Origin of the sequence: Planctomyces sp. SH-PL62, from assembly GCF_001610895.1 — a bacterium.
Lineage (GTDB): Bacteria > Planctomycetota > Planctomycetia > Isosphaerales > Isosphaeraceae > Paludisphaera.
The window spans coordinates 1,302,383-1,318,600 of sequence record NZ_CP011273.1; the positions used below are offsets into that span (position 1 = coordinate 1,302,383).

Below are 16,218 nucleotides of genomic sequence, written 5' to 3' on the forward strand. Positions count from 1 at the left end.
TCGTGGAGCTTCGCAGCCGCGGAACCAGCCTACTCGCCTTGACCCTGTTCGCCGCGACCGCCGCCGGCCTGTCGGCGCAGACCGCTCCGACCGAGAGCGTCGCCGACATCCAGAACCGCCACGACCGCGCCCTCGTCCGCGAGCTGGGCGAGTACCTGATCCGCAACCCCAAGGCCGAGGACCGCGACCAGGCCTACGCGGCGCTCTTCAACAAGGCGATCGAGCACGACTGGTTCGCCGAGAACCAGGAGGCCGCCGAACGCTACCTGAAGGACGACCCCGAAGGCCCCGTCCGCGCGCTCGCCCAGATCATCGCCGTCATGGCGAAGGCCCAGGCGAAGCAGTTCCCGGACGCTTTGGCCCGCTATCAGGAGCTGATCCAGGGCCTGAACGCGGCCGAGCAGGAGGAGTTCGCCGTCAGCTTCTCGGAGACCTTCGCCATCTCGGCCGTCGTGGCCGGCGAGGTCGACGTCGCCGCCCAGGTCTATCAGAGCCTCGCCGCCAAGTTCCCCGAGAGCGCCGCCGTCCGGCAGAAGGCCGAGACCGAACTGGCCCGACTCGCCCGCGTGGGACGCCCCGCGCCGAACGTGGAGGCCCAGGATCTCGAAGGGAAGACCGTGCGGCTCGCCGACTTCCGGGGCAAGTTCGTCCTGGTCGACTTCTGGGCGACCTGGTGCACCCCCAACCTCGTCGAATTGCCGCGACTCCAGGAAGCCCACCGCAAGTACCACGACGCCGGCTTCGAGATCGTCAGCGTCAGCCTGGACGACACCCGGACGGCCGTCGTCGACTTCGTCAAGGCCCGCAAGATCCCCTGGGTCCAGCTCCACAACGCCACGGCCGGCGTCGACCTGATCGACGCCTTCGGCGTGAGCTCGATCCCGGCGAGCTACCTCGTCGACCCCCAGGGGAACGTCGTCCGGCTCGACCTCCGCGGCGGCGCGCTCGACGAGGCGCTGGCGAAGCTGATCAAGACGGGTGGCTGAGGCCGGCCATCGCGGGAGGATCCAAAACGCCGGCGGCCGTCCTCACCCGGGGACGGCCGCCGGTTTCGCTTCCGGTTGGATCAGGTCGGGATCGAGCCCGGCCTGATCGTCCCCCGCTCGCTCGTTTGCAGACCGGGCCCGCCGCACGGCCTTCGTGTACAGCATGTTGAACACGAAGGTGAAGAGTAGCGACAGGGTGATCGCGACGGTGGCCGGGCCGGAACCGGCGTCGTTTTCGAAGGCCCCCGAGGCGGCGATGATCCCGACCAGGGGCGTCGCCGAGAAGATCATCGCGGGCCGGGCGTCCCCGTTCATCACGTTGCCGATCGACACGATCGTGATCACGCCCAGGATCAGCGGCAGGACCCAGGCCACGAACAGGAAGAGGCCGAAGTAGTTCGAGGCGCGGCGGCCGAACCGGATCAGGAAATACTGGCAAGCCAGCCCGAAGTAGGCGACGACCAGGACGCCGTTCGCCACCGCCAGCGGGAATCCGCCTCGGGTCGGGACGTTGCGCGCGGCCGTCTCGGAAACCGTGGTGCCCAGGATCGACCCCGCGACCAGCAACACGCCGCAGATCGCGACCAGGATCGGGCGGTTGGGGGCGAAATCGCTCCAGACCGAGGGACGCGGCTGCTCGAGCTTGCGGGCTCGCAGCAGGCCTTTGTCGAACTCCGCCAGGGTCGGCGTCGCCAGCGCGGCCAGGAACAGGGACGCGATCACGAGGATGTAGAGGACGATCAGGTGGGCGACGCCGTTCCCGTCCCAGTTGCCGGCGCCGCCGATCGCCAGCAGGCCCAGCGTCGCCGAGGCCGCCAGGGCTTGCGGCTTCGTGAGCCCGTGGAGCCGCTCCGACCCGATCTTCCGCGTGGCCGCCAGCAGGAAGAAGGCGAGCAAGGCCGCCAGGTGGAGCAGCACGAACGCCAGCCAGGGGAGCGGAATCCCGAAGAAGCCCAGGTGCAGGTCGCCGTCGATCAGGCCCTTCAGCACGCTGAACGCGCCGAACAGCGGCCCGACCACGAAGATCCCGATGATGATGGTGAAGCCGAGCGCGTTCTGGCCCGACACCCCGCTCTTGAGCGCCAGCCCTCCCAGCAGCGAGATCGCGTGCATCGTCCAGGCCGTCGCGAGGAGAAGCAGCTCGGCCTGGACCAGCCCCCGGAAGTCGGGGAAGCCCATCATGACGCAGAAGAGCATGAACGGGATCGTCAGCGCCGTGAGGAGATACTCGCGCACCGGGGCGCCGAACAGGAAGCCCAGCGACAGCTCCCAGCGGCTCAGCGGGGAGACCCGGTGGAAGTCCAGGATGCCCGAGGTCCGCGCGCCCCCCACCGAGGCCCCCACCTGCGTCGACCCCATGAGGACGAGGACGACGAACTGCAAGACCAGGAGCGCCGTGAAGCCGTCGCCCGAGGCGAACGCCCTCCCCTGGAACGTCCCGTAGAGGATGCAGAGGCTGATCAGGACGGTCACGGCCGCCGACGTCGTGAACGCCTGGGGCCGGAGTCGGGAACGGACGTGCTTCACGAAGATCGGGTTGTCCAGCCACTCGGAAAGTATCACGACAGCTCCTTGGCGCCGACCATGAGGAACAGCTCTTCCAGGTTGTCCTTGCGGCGGGAGAACGAGGAGAGGCGCACGCCGGCTTCGATCAGGCGGGCGAGCAGGTCGCCGGCCGCCTCGGCGTCGCCCCGGTATCGGAACTCGTGCACGCCCCCCGCGCGGGCCTCGACCAGGCCGGCGTGGTCGTCCTCGGCGACGATCCGCAGGAAGTCGTCGAGCCCGGCGAGGATCTCGACCGAGAGCGACATGTCCCCCATGATCCGCCGGTTGACCTCGTCGATCCGGCCCCCCACGACCAGCCGCCCGCGCTCCATGATCGCGACCGAGGTGCAGAACTCGTTCATCTCGGCCAGGATGTGCGACGAGATCAGGACCGTCTTGCCCTCGGCCGCGACCCGCTTGAGGATGTTCTTGAGGTCGATCCGCCCCTGGGGGTCGACGCCGCTCGCCGGCTCGTCGAGCAGCAGCACGGCCGGGTCGGGGATGAGGGTCTTGGCCAGCATCATCCGCTGTTTCATCCCGCGCGACAGTCCCGTCACCGTCGCGTCTCGCTTGTCGGCGAGCCCCACCATCTCCAGGTGGCGGCCGACCACGACGGGCCGCGCCCGCCGGGGGATGCGGTAGCTCGCCGCGAAGAGGTCGAGGAATTCCCAGACCTTCAGGTCGTCGTAGACCGGCGGGAAGTCGGGCATGAACCCGACGGCGCGGCCGACCAGCTCGTGGTCTTCCTGGAGGCCGACCCCCAGGATGCGGATCTCGCCGTAGGTCGGCTCGATCAGCCCGAGGATCGTCCGCATCGTCGTGGTCTTGCCGGCGCCGTTGGGGCCGATCAGCCCGCAGACCTCGCCCGGTCCGACCTCCAGCGAGAGATCGTGCACGGCGCAGAAGTCGTCGTAGTCGACGCGCAGGTCGCGTATCGAGAGCATCCCCGTCCTCGCTGGTTCGACGTTCGTCCTGGCCTCCCACGATTGTGCGAGGCCCGGCCGCGACCTTCAAGCGAAATGCGTGCGACCGATCAGTTTTCGCGGCTTGACGGGCGGAACTCGGGCGAGGGGGCGGCCAGGCGCGTGGACAATCCGCGATCCGGGAGCCATCATTCTGGTTGGAGGCGAGCCGGAATTCTCCCGACCACCGGGTCCTGGGACGGCGAGGCGCGGAAGAGTCCCCGGACGACCGGAGGAGCCTTGAAGTACGACGGCGATCGGTCGGTCGAGCCGAGCCCCGGCGGGGGGTGGGCGGACCTGACCGACCATCTTTGGCGGTTCCGTTCCCAGTATCGCGACGTCCGCGACCCGGACAAGATCCTGCGCGGGGCCCTCCGCCTCGGGATGGACCTCTCCGGCGCGTGCGAGGGCTGCGTGGGGGCGATCCAGCCCGGCCTGGGCGAGGCGCGGCTCCTGCACCGGACCAGCGAGGACGCCTCGTGGGACCGCCGGCTCCTGTCCGGATTCCTGCGCGGCGAAAAGGTGGCCGTCCCCCCCGACGTCATGCTCGCGAGGCTCCGCCGCCACGGCCGCATGTGGGGCGCGCTCGCGATCCGATCGGCCGACGCCACCTTCCACTGGGACGCCCGCCAGGCGTTCTCCGCGATCGGCGGCCTGGCCAACGAGCTGATCGACCAGGCGGACCTCTTTCGGATCCGCGAGGTCCGCGCGCGGGTGGACCGCAAGGTGCTGGAGCAGAGCCACCCCAAGCACCTCTCTTACGAGGTCCTCCACGGCATCCGGTCGCTGATCGCCTACGACCACTCGGCGGCCCTCCTGATCCACGACGCCGACCTCGGGGTGCTCGAAGTCGTCGCCGAGCAGGTCGCCTGGCGCAAGGCCAAGGGGGAGAACGTCGGCCGGAAATTCCCGCTCAAGGCCTCGCTCCACGAGCTTCTCGCGCAGCCCGTCGTCCTGGGGTTCGACCGCGCGGAAGGCGGCGACGGCTGGACGGACTGGGCCGGCGGCGGGTCGCCGCTGCTCGCCGAGTTGCTCGATTACGACCGGGTCTCGCGGTACGGGACCTTCGCCCCCCCCGAGGGGGCGATCCTGTGCGCGTCGCTGATCACGCGGTCGGGACTGCTGGGGGTGCTCAAGGTCGCGTCGATCCACCCCGGCTCGTTCTGCCCGTACGAGGTCGACCTGATCTCGCAGTTCCTGCCCCAGGCGGCCGTCTCGCTCCAGAACGCGCGCCGGACCGAGACGCTCGAGCGCCGGATGATCGACGCCGAGCGGAAGCACGCGATGGCCGACCTGGCGCGGGGCGTCTCGCACGACGTCAACAACGCGCTGGGGGCGGTCCTGCCGCTGGTCCAGCAGCTCCTGGACGACCTGGAGACCGACGCCTTCGATCCCGAGTCGGCGACGGCCGACCTGCTCCAGGTGGAGCGTTCGATCCGGGTGTGTCGGCGGATCTTCGGCGGCATGCTGAACTTCGCCCGGGGCTCGGCGCGGAACCCCAGCGACGTCTCGCCGGCCCAGGCGGTCGACTCGGCGCTGGTGATCTTCCGCGAGACGCTGGAGCGTCGGGGCGTGACGCTGACGGTGGACGTGCCGGCCGACCTGCCGCCCCTGTTCGCCGTCCAGGCCGACGTCGAGCAACTCCTGCTCAACCTGATCAGCAACGCGCGGGACGCGACCGGGCCGGGCGACTCGCTCACGATCCGGGCGCGGACGGTGGAAGGGTGGCTGGTGCTGGAGGTGGAGGACACCGGATCGGGCATCCCGCCGGAGGACCTCGCCAAGTTGCAGGAGCCGTTCTTCACCACCAAGCCCAACGGCCACGGCCTGGGCGTGGCCATCTGCCGCTCGATCGCGGCGCAGCTTCGGGGCCGGTTCAGCATCGACAGCATCCCCGGCGAGGGGACGCGGGTGAGGGTGGACTTCCCCATCGACGAAGGACGAGAAGGATCATGATGGAGACTCAAGAGGCGGCGATCCTCGTCGTGGACGACGACCCCGGCATGCTCCGCGCGGTCTCGCGGATCCTGTCCCACAAGCACCACCGCATCGTCGTGGCGGGGGGCGGCGCCGCGGCCCTGGAGGCCGCCCGCGAGGAGGCGTTCGACCTGGCGATCCTCGACATCCGGATGCCGGACGTCAACGGGTTCGACCTGATGCGGACGCTCAAGAAGGACCAGCCGGGCCTCGACGTCATCATCATGACGGGGAACGCCGAGGATCCCGACGAGAACCTGCTGCGGGCCATCGACGAGGGGGCGTACTACTTCATCCAGAAGCCCTTCGACCGCCGGGTGATGCTGGCCCTGGTCCATCGCTGCCTGGAGCGCCGCCGGCTCCGCGACGAGCGCGAGCGGTTCCTGGACCGCGTGGGCCGCGAGCTGGAGGAGGCCCGCCAGTTCCAGCTCAGCCTGCTGCCGCCGCCGGATTACGCGGCTCGGGGGCTGACGATCGCCGCCCGATACCAGGCGTCCAACGAACTGGCCGGAGACATCTACGACTACGCCGAGACTCGCGACGGGGGCGTCTCGCTGCTGATCGCCGACGTCGCCGGCCACGGGACCTCGGCCGCGATGGTCACCGGCGTCGTCAAGGCGGGCTTCCGCGCCTCCCACGTCGACGACTTCGAACCCTGCAAGGTGGTGGACCGGATCCGCGAGGGAATCCGCGACTTCGATCCCGGACGGTTCGTGACCCTCTGCTGCATCCGACTCCATCCCGATCGCGACGTGATGGAGTACGTCAACGCCGGCCACCCGGAATCGATCATCCTGGATCGCGACGGCGGCGTCCGCCTGCTGGACTCGACCGGCCCGATCCTCTCGTCGGCCCTCTGCGACTTCCCCTGCGCGCAGCTTTCGGCGGCCTTCGGGGCCGGGGAATCGCTGCTCCTCTACACGGACGGCGTGACCGAGGCCCGGGGCCTGGTCGAGATGTTCGGCCGGGACCGCATGCTGACGGCCTTCCTCCGGGGGGAGGGGACGGGGGCGGAGCGTCTCGACGCGGTGCTGGACGACGTGCGACGGTTCGCCGGGGCCTCGGCCCGCGACGACGACGTGACCCTGCTGACGCTGGCGCGCGACGGGAGCTGAACCGCCCCGGGAATTGGCCTCGATCGGATCCATCGGCCTCGATAGACTCCACGCGCCGGGGCCGTGCCCGCCCCGGCCGGTCGTCGTTTCCCCCAGGCAAGTCGAGGCGAGAGGATGGGCCCCATCGGCTCGCGAGTCTCCGAACTGACGATCACCGCGGCGGGGGGCCGTCGCCTGAAGGGGCGATGGTGGCGTCGCCCCCGGCCCGACGGCGTGGTGCTCGTCGCGCACGGCTTCGGCGAGCACGGCGGGCTCTATTCCCACGTCGCCGAGCACCTCGGGGCCGAGTTGAACGTCGACGTGGTGGCGCACGACTTCCACGGCCACGGTCGGAGCCCGGGGCGTCGGGGCGTGGTCCGTCGCTACGAGGACCTGGTCGACGACCTTCGCGCGGTCGCCTCGTGGGCCCGTCTCCACTTCGCCCACGTCCCCCTGTTCCTCCTCGGCCACTCCAACGGCGGCCAGGTCGCGCTGCGGTACGCGATCGAGCACGGCGAGGGGCTGGCGGGGGTAGTCGTCTCCAACCCGTCGATCCGGCTCGCGATGCGGGTGCCGCGGCTCAAGCTGACGATCGGCCGGCTGCTCCTGCGGCTGGCCCCCTGGGCGACCCTCCCCGCCTTCGACGACTCGTACGCCGAGAACCGCGACCCGGTCGTCCACGAGGCGATGCGCCGGGACGACCTCCGGCACAACCGCATCAGCCCGCCGTTCTACTTCGGCCTGGTCGCCGGCGGCGAGATGCTCCTGCGCCGGGCGGGCGACCTGCGCACGCCGCTGCTCCTGATCGTCGGCGGCGACGACCCGATCGTCGACCCGGCGTCGGTCCGCGAGTTCTTCGACGCCGTCGCCATCGAGGACAAGACCCTCATGCTCTACCCGAAAATGTTCCACGAGCCGCTCAACGAGCTGGGCCGCGAGCGGGTCATGCACGACATCGTCCGCTGGATCGCCCCCCGGCTCGGCTGAATCGGCCGCGACGGCCCCAGGCGGCGACGAACCGACGGACCGGGCTCGCTGTCTTCCAAACCTCCCCTCCGGAGGCGCCGAAGATCGATCATCCAGGGGGTCAAACCGGGGGTTCACGATGCATCACGTCGCGATCATGCTGATGCTCCTGTCGCAAGCCGCCCCGGCCGACGGCCCGGCTGCGAGCGACGCCGCATTCGAGGCACGGGTGGAAGCCCTCGGCGGGCGTGTCCATCGCGCCGATTCCCCGGCGCTCGAGCGGCGACCGATCACCAAGGTCTCCCTGGCGGACACCAAGGCCACGAACGACGACATCGAGCTCATCGACAAGCTCCCGCACCTGTTGTGGCTCGACCTGGAGAACACGCGGGTCAACGAGGCCGCCTGGGCCGTGATGAGCCGGTGCAAGGTGCTGGACGTGCTGAACCTGAGCGGGACCGCGATCTCCTCGGCAGACTACGAAGGCGTGCGGAAATTCGACGCGCTCCAGATGCTCGTCCTGTATGACACGGACATCGATGACGCGGGGCTCGGGATTCTCGCGATGACCCCCACCGTCACCGTGCTCAACCTGGAGAAGACCAGAGTCACCGACGAGGGTCTGCTCCACCTTCGCCACGTCCCCCGCCTGGTGGGACTCAACCTGGCGGATACCGGCGTGACCAACGCGGGGCTGACTCACCTGAAGCCCTTGAGACGCCTCGAGCGACTCACCCTCAGGGGCGCGCAGATGGATGACCGGGCCCTCGCCGATCTGGATTTCGCGAAGGAACTCCGAACCCTGCGGCTCGACGAGACGCCCGTCACCGACAGGATCGTCGAGGAACTAGGGCCGTTCACCAAGCTGGAGACCCTCAGCATCACCGGAACCCTGGTGAGCGAGAAAGGCCTGGCCGAGCTGAGGGCCCGCTATCCCAACCTCGCCGTCGAGAGGTAGGTCGCATCATTTCGTGGGACGGACGTTTCGATCCCAGGCGATGGGACGACGGCGGGCCTGAACTCTCGACGACGGGGGCGCGGCTCAGGCCCTGACGAACTGGTGGCCGGGGAGCCGCTTGACCATCCGCTTGAGTTCCAGGACGCTCAGGGTGGCCATCACCTGCGAGGCGGTCAGGCCGGTGCGGGCGATGAGGACGTCGACGCCGCTGGGGGCGTCGTCGAGGCAGCCTAGAAGGGAACGCTCCTGGTCGGTCAGGCCGAGTTCGGCCGGGTGGCGGACGGCCGGCTCGTCGGGGGCGGGCCGGACTTCGCGGACGAGGGGGCCCAGCTCCTCCATCACGTCGTCGACCGTCTCCACCAGGCGGGCGCCGTCGCGGATCAGGCGGTGGCAGCCCCGGCTGGCCAGGCTGTCGACCGGGCCGGGGACGGCGAAGACCTCGCGATTCTGCTCCATCGCGTGGTGGGCCGTCGACAGCGAGCCGCTCCGGGGCGCGGCCTCGACCACGATGACGCCGAGGGACAGCCCCGAAATGACTCGATTGCGTTGCGGGAAAAGGCCCGAGAGAGGCCCTTGGGTCATGGGGAGCTCGCTCACGATCGCCCCACGGCCGGCGACGATCTCGGCGGCCAACTCCTCGTGCTCGGGCGGGTAGATTCCCGAGAGTCCGTTGCCCAGCACGGCGATCGTCCGTCCGCCGGCCTTCAGCGCGCCCCGATGCGCGGCGGCGTCGATCCCTCGCGCCAGGCCCGAGACGATCGTGAATCCCGTCCGGCCCAGGGAGGTCGCCAGCCGTTCGGCGGTGCGGATCCCATAGGGGGTGCAGCGCCGCGAGCCGACGATCGCGATGGCGATCTGGTCGCGGGCCTCCAGGGCGCCCTTGATGTAGAGCAGGGCGGGGGGATCGGGGATCTCGTCGAGCGGCGGGGGGTAGCCCGGCTCGCCTCGGGGGATCACCGCGACCCCGTGGCGGCGGCACTCGGCCAGCTCGCGGTCGGGGTCGTTGTCGGCGCGGGCGTGCTTGATCCGGTCGGCCAGCTTGGGGCCGACGCCGGAAACCTCGCGAAGTTGGGCCACGGGGGCGTCGAGCACCTGCCCGGGCGTTCCGAAGTGATCCAGGAGCGCCCGGCTGGTGAGCGGCCCGACCCCGGGCGTCAGCATGAGCGTGAGCATGTCGCGGAGCGGGTCGTCGGCCGGGCTCGGGCTCGGGTCCACGGGGGGTCCTCGATTCGACTCGATTCGGTTCGATGGGCGTCGGGCGGCCGGGGCGGGGGGCGGTCAGGGGGCGTCGGGACGGCAGAGGTCTTCGAGCAGCGACCGAAGGTCCTCGACGCCGGCCGCGTCGGTGAGCTCGACCGTCCCCAGCCGCCGGGGGAGGACCAGCCGGATGCGCCCGCCCTGGTTCTTCTTATCTCTCGCCATGGCGTCCAGGAGCGGCCCGGGGGCCAGCCCTCGCAAGGAAGTGGGGAGCCCGAATCGTTCCAGGAGGCGGATCAATCGCCCGGTGAACGCGGCGTCGACCCAGCCCAGGCGCTCGGCCAGGCGGCTCTCGGCGACCATCCCCACGGCCACGGCCTCGCCATGCTGGAAGGCGCCGCCGTAGCCGGCCGTCGCCTCGACCGCATGGCCGATCGTGTGTCCGAAGTTGAGGACCGCCCGGAGGCCGGTCTCCTCGCGCTCGTCCCGCGAGACGACGTCGGCCTTCAGCTCGCAACTCCGGGCGACGATCCGCCGCAGACTTGCGGGCCGACGCTCCAGGATGGCCCCGGCGTCGGCCTCCAGCTCCTCGAAGAACGGGGCGTCGAGGATCACGCCGTACTTGACCACCTCGGCCAGGCCGCAACGCAGTTCGCGGTCGGGGAGGTCGTTCAGCGTCGCCACGTCGATCCAGACGGCGATCGGCTGGTGGAAGGCCCCGACGATGTTCTTGACCCTGGGCAGGTTCACCCCGACCTTGCCGCCCACCGAGCTGTCGACCTGGGCGAGCAGCGTCGTGGGGACCATGAAGAGGGGGAGCCCCCGCGCGAAGGTCGCCGCGACGAACCCCGCCAGATCGCCGATCACCCCGCCCCCGACCGCGGCGACGAGCGTGTGCCGGTCGGCCGCGAACGCGACGAGCTGCTCGAACAGCTTTTCCGCCGTTCCCAGCCCCTTGCTGGCCTCGCCATGCCGCACGACCGACTGGATCGTCTCGATCTCGAGGGATTCGAGCGCGTCCCGCACCAGCCCCGGATAGGGGAGGGCGGCGACGTGGTCGTCGGTCAGGATCAAGGCCTTGCGGCAGCCCCGCCCCGCCCACGATCGGTCGATCGCGGCGCGAAGGCGGCCGGGGAGGCGGTCCCAGCCGCCCTCGGTCACGTCGACCTCGTAGGAGCGTTCGCCGAGCCTGACCGGCACGGTCAGGGAGCCTTGGTCGTCGGAGCGTTGCATGGTCTCGGCCCGAAATGCGGTCCAGGGGATCGGCCGGCGCCTCCGGCCGCGTCCTCAGTGTAGCATAGTCCTCCGGCCGTTGGATGGGTCGCGCTCGGCCCGGGATTTTCGGCCTTCCCCGGCGACGCCCCTGCGATGCCGTAGTCGTCGGCACGGGGTATGCGGGCGGAAGGACTTGCGGGGCGGGGGGCGGCTCGCCGAACGGCGCATCGGGCCTCGACGATTCTTGACGCGGCTGCTAAAGTTGAAATGGCTCGACGGCCCGCGCGTCGCCCAACGGCATAACCTTTCGAGCACCTCGCACATGAGCGATCTGTTGACGTGGTCGCCGATTCACCTGGGGCGGTGGTTTGGGACCACGGTCAAGGTCCACGTCTCGCTGATCGTCTTCGTCGCGTCGCTGATCGTCACGGCCCCGTTCGAGCCCACCAAGGGGTCGCTGTCCGGCCACCTGGAACAGGCCGTCGCCTGGACCGCGCTCTTCCTGCTGGCGCTGGCGATTCATGAGGCGGCCCACGCCTACGTCGCGAGCAAGCTGGACTGCGAGCAGGAGGACGTCCACCTCTGGCCGCTAGGAAGCCTGGTCGGCCCCTCGACGCCGCCGCTCAGCATCAATTACCTGTTCACGGTGCTCGCCGGCCCGTTCGCCAGCGGGGCGATCGCCCTGATGGTCGCGGCCTGGCTGGGCTTCTCGTTCGACGCCCAGTTCGCCTGGCACCCGCTGGGCAAGGAGCTGGACGCGGGGGCTCCCTGGATCCAGGGCCGGGTCAAGGCGGAGCCGATGTCGGCCCCCTGGCTGATCGGCTGGTTCGGCCACGTCAATTACCTGCTGTTCCTGGTCAACCTGCTCCCCGCGCTGCCGTTCGACGGCGGGCGGCTGTTCCGATGGTTCCTGGCGAACACCGCCCTGGGCTCCTCTCGCGAGAGTATGGCCGCCCCCTGGACCGCGCGGGCGACGGCCGCCATCCTCTTTCTCGTCGGCATGGTCCGACTCCTGTTCGGCCAGCGCTGGGACGGGCTGACCATCGTCATGCTGGCCGTCCTGATCGAACTCTTCGTGCGCTCCGAGGCGAGGGTGATGGAGGACGGGGGGTATTTCGACGACGGCCTGTTCGGCTACGACTTCTCCGAAGGGTATACTAGCCTCGAAAGCGGCGCGGCGAAGGTCCGTCCCCATCGTGAAAGCGCGTTGAAGCGCTGGAGGCGACGGCGGTCCGACCAGCGTCGCGAGCGTCGGATCATGCAGGAGGTCGCGGAGGAGCGGCGGATGGACGAGATCCTCGACAAGATCCATCGCGAGGGCCGCTCGTCCCTGACCGACGAGGAGAACCGCTTCCTCGTCCGCGTCAGCACGCGCTTCCGCAACCGTCAGAACACCCAGGATTGATCCAGGGGAAGACCCGGTGAAGCCATCGCTCCCCTTGCCCGTCGTCAGGCCGACCCGCGACCAGTTGAAGCCCGGCGAAAGCCTGTGCGACCACTGCACCGGCAAGTGCTGCCGCTACTTCTCGACCCCGATCGAGACCCCCGCCACCTGGGACGACTACGACGCGATCCGCTGGTACCTGGCCCACGACCTGACCCTGATCTACGTCCACGAGGACGCCTGGTATCTCCTGGTCTCGACGAAGTGCCAGTACCTGCTGGACGACTATCGCTGCGCCATCTACCACGACCGTCCCAAGATCTGTCGCGAATATACGACGAAGGACTGCGAGTACGAGGACGACTGGGCGTTCGACAAGGTCTTCGAGGCTCCCGAGCAGCTCTGGGAGTACGCCGAGGTCCTGCTCCCGCCGCGTCGGAAACCGGCCGCGAAGCCGTCCCCGGCCGCCGAGCTGCTGCCGATCGTGACCTCGCCGTCCTGACCGGGGGGCCGCCGCAGGCCGCCCCGAACCCGGAAAGCCTGATCCATGGCCATCCGCTCCAACCACTACGAGGCCGCCTTCGAAGCGTACGTCCGGTCGCTGCGGGTGCCTTGCGTGGCGGTCGACGAGGCCAAGCGGGCGATTTTCGGGGACGGGGGGGTGAAAAACCCCGACTTCCTGCTGTATCCTCGATTCGCGGACAATCTGGTCGTCGAGGTCAAAGGGAAGCGGGCCAAGGATCGCCGAGGCCGTCGCGACTGGGAGAACTGGGTGACGACCGACGACCTGGACGGGCTGACGCGCTGGGGGGACCTGTTCGGCCCCGGCTTCCGTCCGATCCTGGCGTTCGTCTACGCCGAGCCCCCCCGGGAGTTCGGGCTGCCGTCGGACGACGGGGCCTTCGCTTTCCGGGGGCTGGAATACCGCTTCTGGGCGGTGGGGCTCGACGATTACCTGGCCCACCTGAGGTCGCGGGGGCCGGCCTGGAAAGCCGTGGCGATGGCCCGACGGGCCTTCCGCCGCCGCGTCCGGCCGCTCTCCGAATGGCTGCCGATGCTCGCCGAATCCCCCCGACGCCCCAAACCCGTCAAGGAACGTGAACGATGAACTCGAATCGACGTCGATGGATCCGTACGGCCGCCAGCGGCCTGGTCGCCCTCGGCCTGTTGCTGGCGGCGGCCCCGACGACCGTCCGGGCCCAGGAAGATCCCGCCGCCGAGGGCGAATCCTCCGGGAGGCCGCTCGACGGCTACTTCGGCACCCTGATCCTGGCCGCCGGGGCCTTCTTCATCATCGGCAAGAGCGCCCGCCGCTGAGGTCGGTCTCGCCCGGAAAGGCGAAGGGGAAGGGATGGGGACGGACTGGGCCGCGATCCGAGAGGCCGAGTTCCCGGTGGGTCGGGACTGGGCCTATTTCGACCACGCGGCGGTGGCCCCCGTGCCTCGCCGCGCCGCCGAGGCCGTCCGCCTCTGGGCCGAGGACCAGGCGCGGAACGGCGTGGTCCACTGGAAGACCTGGGGCGACAAGATCGAGGCCCTGCGCGGCGATCTCGCCGACTGGATCGCCGCCGATCCCGACGAGATCGCCTTCGTCGCCAACACCACCCACGGCATCGGCCTGGTCGCCGAGGGCTTCCCCTGGCGTCCCGGCGACAACGTGGTCGTCCCGGCCGAGGAATACCCCTCCAACGTCTACCCCTGGATGAACCTCGCGGATCGAGGGGTCGAGACCCGCCTGGTCCCCTCACGCGACGACCGCATCCTCCTGGACGATCTCCGCGAGGCGATGGACGACCGGACGCGGGTCCTGGCCGTGAGCCACGTGGAGTTCGCCTCGGGTTTCCGCAACGACCTCGACGCGATCGGCGGGCTCTGCCGATCGCGGGGCGTCGCCCTGTTCGTCGACGCGATCCAGGGGCTCGGCCCGCTGGAGCTGGACGTGCGGCGGACGCCCGTCGATTTCGCGGCGGCCGACGGCCACAAATGGCTCCTCGGCCCGGAGGGGGCCGGGTTCCTGTACGTGCGCCGCGAGTGGATCGACCGGCTCCGCCCCCTGGGCGTGGGCTGGCACAGCGTGACGGCGTCGTTCAGCGCCCCGGGGCTGGACTTCACCCTCAAGCCCAACGCCCAGCGCTGGGAGGGGGGCTCCTGCAACATGCCGGGCCTCCAGGGCTTCGCGGCGAGCGTCGGCCTGTTGCGGGAGATCGGCCCTCGGGCGCTCTCGGAACGCCTCCTGGATCGGGCCGAGGCCGTTCGCGAGGCGGTCGCCGGGGCCGGCTGGCGGGTCCTGGGCTCGACCCGCCCCGAGGAGCGTTCCGCGATCGTGACGGCGGCGGCCGACGGCGTGGACCCCGATGCGGCCGTCGCGCTGCTCCGCGGGCGCGGGGTCGTGGCCTCGTGCCGCCGCGGCCGGCTGCGGCTCAGCCCCCACCTCTACACCGACGACGACGACTTGCGAAGACTCCAGGACGGCCTGATCGCGGCCCGCGGCCCGCTCCCCCCGACCGCGAAAGGATTGTGATGCGACCGACCGGGACCCCGATCGCCCCCCTCCGGATGGCCGTCTTCACCGGCACCTTCGACCCGATCTCGCTGGGCCATCTCGACGTGATCAGCCGGGGACGGCTGCTCTTCGAGCACTTGGTTGTGGGCATCGGCGTCCACCCGAACAAGACGTCGCTGTTCAGCGTCGAGGAGCGGATCAAGCTGGCCGAGCGAGTGGTCGCCCCCTTCGACAACGTCTCGGTCGAGTCGTTCGAGGAGCTGACGGTCCAGTACGTCCGCCGGATCGGGGCGCGGGTGATCCTCCGAGGGCTCCGCACCCTGACCGACATGGAATACGAGTTCGGGATGACGTTGACCAACCAGCGGCTCGATCCCGAGATCGAGACGGTCTTCCTGATGGCCGACGGCCAGTACTCCCACGTCTCCAGCTCGCTGATCCGGCAGGTGGCGAAGTTCGGCGGGGCCGAGGCGCTTCGGCCGTTCGTGCCCGAGATCCTGATCGGCCCGATCCTCGCCAAGATCAAGCGAAACGAGCCCGGCGACCCCTACGTCGACTACGACAAGCGGAGGTCGGACGACGCCCCGTCCCCCCCGTGAGCCCGGACCTGGACGGGAGTTCGACCCCCCGGGTCAGCTCCAGTTGCGAGGGATGAACAGGTCGCGCGACCACTGCCGCATGCCGAGGTCCCGGGCGTGGAGCGCCTCCTGGAGGAGCCGGATCGACTTCCAGGTGCGGTCGAAGCTGGAGTAGGTGAGCCATCCCGTGAATCCGCCGTCGTGGACGTGGCTGCGGGAGCTGACCGCGCGGGTGGAGAGGACCTGGTGGTCGAAGACCTCGCTCAGCGAGGCGAGGATCTCCTCGTCCTCACGCTCCGCGAGCTGGAGCGGGCCCTGGCCCTGGTCCGGCCAGGAGATGTTCAGGCTGCAACTCAGGAAACGGTCGTCGTCCGAGGACTTCTGGTTGAGCCAGAGGTAGGACGCCTGGTCCCAGAGGTAGCGGACGCAGAGCAGCTCGACGGCCACCAGTCGGTGCGGCGGGACGTCCTTGTCGACGATCCCGACGTAGACCGACTCGGTCTTGGGCTCGGCCCGGTGGGGAGCCTCGCGGCCCTGTCGCGCCTGGCCCGCGCCGGCGGCTGCGGCGGGGGTCGGACGTGGGGCGGTCTCCGTCCGGGTGGCCCGCATGACGCGGTCGGTGCTGAGGAGCTCGTAGGCCTGGGCGAGGATGCGGAAGGCCCAATCCTCCCCGCCGACGTCGGGGTGGTATTTCTTGGTCTTCGACCGATAAGCGTCGCGGATCTCCTGAAGCGAGGCGTCGCGAGTCACGCCGAGCACGGCGTAGGGGTCGATGTCGAAGCTGAAGGAGGCCAAGTCGTCGATCCTGTCCGAGAGGAAGACGTTTGGTCGAGGGCCGGGCCGGACGACGTCG

16 protein-coding genes are annotated in these 16,218 nt (G+C 70.0%); 11 read left to right on the forward strand and 5 right to left on the reverse strand.

From position 1 onward, the window contains the following. Positions 1–2 precede the first annotated feature (2 nt). Positions 3–986: a TlpA disulfide reductase family protein gene (locus VT85_RS05045; RefSeq protein WP_068411462.1), complete on the forward strand. Its 984-nt coding sequence runs from the start codon at positions 3–5 to the stop codon at positions 984–986. 42 nt (positions 987–1,028) lie between these two features. On the opposite strand, the gene VT85_RS05050 is transcribed toward VT85_RS05045, so the two are convergent. Together VT85_RS05050 and VT85_RS05055 are read right to left on the reverse strand one after the other, a co-directional pair. Next, positions 1,029–2,549, reverse strand: a complete 1,521-nt coding sequence (locus VT85_RS05050; protein WP_068411465.1) for a hypothetical protein — start codon at positions 2,547–2,549, stop codon at positions 1,029–1,031. Beyond that, the gene (locus VT85_RS05055) at positions 2,546–3,475 is read right to left on the reverse strand and encodes an ABC transporter ATP-binding protein (RefSeq protein WP_068411468.1); all 930 of its coding nucleotides are present in this window, start codon (positions 3,473–3,475) and stop codon (positions 2,546–2,548) included. The genes VT85_RS05050 and VT85_RS05055 overlap by 4 nt, the downstream gene beginning before the upstream one ends. Before the next feature lie 258 nt (positions 3,476–3,733). On the opposite strand from VT85_RS05055, the gene VT85_RS05060 reads away from it, so the two are divergent. From VT85_RS05060 to VT85_RS05075, 4 genes are all read left to right on the forward strand, one after another. Next, positions 3,734–5,449 carry a sensor histidine kinase gene (locus tag VT85_RS05060; protein WP_068411471.1) on the forward strand — a complete coding sequence of 572 codons (1,716 nt, stop codon included), beginning with the start codon at positions 3,734–3,736 and terminating at the stop codon, positions 5,447–5,449. Continuing rightward, on the forward strand, positions 5,446–6,585 hold the full coding sequence (locus VT85_RS05065; protein ID WP_082858369.1) for a PP2C family protein-serine/threonine phosphatase: 1,140 nt from the start codon (positions 5,446–5,448) through the stop codon (positions 6,583–6,585). The genes VT85_RS05060 and VT85_RS05065 overlap by 4 nt, the downstream gene beginning before the upstream one ends. 114 nt (positions 6,586–6,699) lie before the next feature. Further along, positions 6,700–7,551, forward strand: a complete 852-nt coding sequence (locus VT85_RS05070) for an alpha/beta hydrolase (protein ID WP_068411478.1) — start codon at positions 6,700–6,702, stop codon at positions 7,549–7,551. 118 nt (positions 7,552–7,669) lie between these two features. Beyond that, entirely contained in the window at positions 7,670–8,488 is an 819-nt protein-coding gene (locus VT85_RS05075; RefSeq protein ID WP_068411481.1) for a hypothetical protein, read from the forward strand. An 84-nt stretch (positions 8,489–8,572) separates the two neighbouring features. Here VT85_RS05075 and dprA read toward each other — a convergent pair whose 3' ends face one another. Continuing rightward, positions 8,573–9,703: a DNA-processing protein DprA gene (gene dprA, locus VT85_RS05080; protein WP_231871455.1), complete on the reverse strand. Its 1,131-nt coding sequence runs from the start codon at positions 9,701–9,703 to the stop codon at positions 8,573–8,575. Positions 9,704–9,766: 63 nt separating this feature from the next. Continuing rightward, on the reverse strand, positions 9,767–10,918 hold the full coding sequence (gene aroB / locus VT85_RS05085) for a 3-dehydroquinate synthase (RefSeq protein ID WP_197491098.1): 1,152 nt from the start codon (positions 10,916–10,918) through the stop codon (positions 9,767–9,769). A gap of 304 nt (positions 10,919–11,222) precedes the next feature. Here aroB and VT85_RS05090 point away from each other — a divergent pair, with 304 nt between their 5' ends. From VT85_RS05090 to coaD, 6 genes are read left to right on the forward strand one after another with little or no spacing between them, the layout of a single operon-like run. After that, complete coding sequence (locus tag VT85_RS05090) at positions 11,223–12,305, forward strand: site-2 protease family protein (protein WP_068411483.1); 1,083 nt, start codon at positions 11,223–11,225, stop codon at positions 12,303–12,305. Positions 12,306–12,321: 16 nt separating this feature from the next. Further along, positions 12,322–12,786, forward strand: coding sequence for a YkgJ family cysteine cluster protein (locus VT85_RS05095; RefSeq protein ID WP_231871456.1), 465 nt, complete (start codon positions 12,322–12,324; stop codon positions 12,784–12,786). Between the two features lie 45 nt (positions 12,787–12,831). Then, the gene (locus VT85_RS05100) at positions 12,832–13,392 is read left to right on the forward strand and encodes an HYExAFE family protein (RefSeq protein WP_068411488.1); all 561 of its coding nucleotides are present in this window, start codon (positions 12,832–12,834) and stop codon (positions 13,390–13,392) included. After that, positions 13,389–13,601: a hypothetical protein gene (locus VT85_RS05105; RefSeq protein WP_068411491.1), complete on the forward strand. Its 213-nt coding sequence runs from the start codon at positions 13,389–13,391 to the stop codon at positions 13,599–13,601. The genes VT85_RS05100 and VT85_RS05105 overlap by 4 nt, the downstream gene beginning before the upstream one ends. Before the next feature lie 34 nt (positions 13,602–13,635). Next, positions 13,636–14,805, forward strand: a complete 1,170-nt coding sequence (locus VT85_RS05110) for an aminotransferase class V-fold PLP-dependent enzyme (RefSeq protein ID WP_068411494.1) — start codon at positions 13,636–13,638, stop codon at positions 14,803–14,805. Then, positions 14,805–15,386 (forward strand): pantetheine-phosphate adenylyltransferase, encoded by a 582-nt coding sequence (gene coaD, locus VT85_RS05115; RefSeq protein ID WP_068411497.1) that lies wholly within the window; start codon positions 14,805–14,807, stop codon positions 15,384–15,386. The genes VT85_RS05110 and coaD overlap by 1 nt, the downstream gene beginning before the upstream one ends. A 33-nt stretch (positions 15,387–15,419) precedes the next feature. Here coaD and VT85_RS28270 read toward each other — a convergent pair whose 3' ends face one another. After that, entirely contained in the window at positions 15,420–16,160 is a 741-nt protein-coding gene (locus VT85_RS28270; RefSeq protein ID WP_068411500.1) for a J domain-containing protein, read from the reverse strand. Positions 16,161–16,218: the final 58 nt, after the last annotated feature.

Coding starts and splice junctions, on each gene's coding strand:
- coaD (WP_068411497.1), top strand. CDS start 14,805: ATGCGACCGACCGGGACCCCGATCGCCCCCCTCCGGATGGCCGTCTTC.
- VT85_RS05075 (WP_068411481.1), top strand. CDS start 7,670: ATGCATCACGTCGCGATCATGCTGATGCTCCTGTCGCAAGCCGCCCCG.
- VT85_RS05090 (WP_068411483.1), top strand. CDS start 11,223: ATGAGCGATCTGTTGACGTGGTCGCCGATTCACCTGGGGCGGTGGTTT.
- VT85_RS05065 (WP_082858369.1), top strand. CDS start 5,446: ATGATGGAGACTCAAGAGGCGGCGATCCTCGTCGTGGACGACGACCCC.
- VT85_RS05055 (WP_068411468.1), bottom strand. CDS start 3,475: ATGCTCTCGATACGCGACCTGCGCGTCGACTACGACGACTTCTGCGCC.
- aroB (WP_197491098.1), bottom strand. CDS start 10,918: ATGCAACGCTCCGACGACCAAGGCTCCCTGACCGTGCCGGTCAGGCTC.
- VT85_RS05070 (WP_068411478.1), top strand. CDS start 6,700: ATGGGCCCCATCGGCTCGCGAGTCTCCGAACTGACGATCACCGCGGCG.
- VT85_RS05110 (WP_068411494.1), top strand. CDS start 13,636: ATGGGGACGGACTGGGCCGCGATCCGAGAGGCCGAGTTCCCGGTGGGT.
- VT85_RS05105 (WP_068411491.1), top strand. CDS start 13,389: ATGAACTCGAATCGACGTCGATGGATCCGTACGGCCGCCAGCGGCCTG.
- VT85_RS05100 (WP_068411488.1), top strand. CDS start 12,832: ATGGCCATCCGCTCCAACCACTACGAGGCCGCCTTCGAAGCGTACGTC.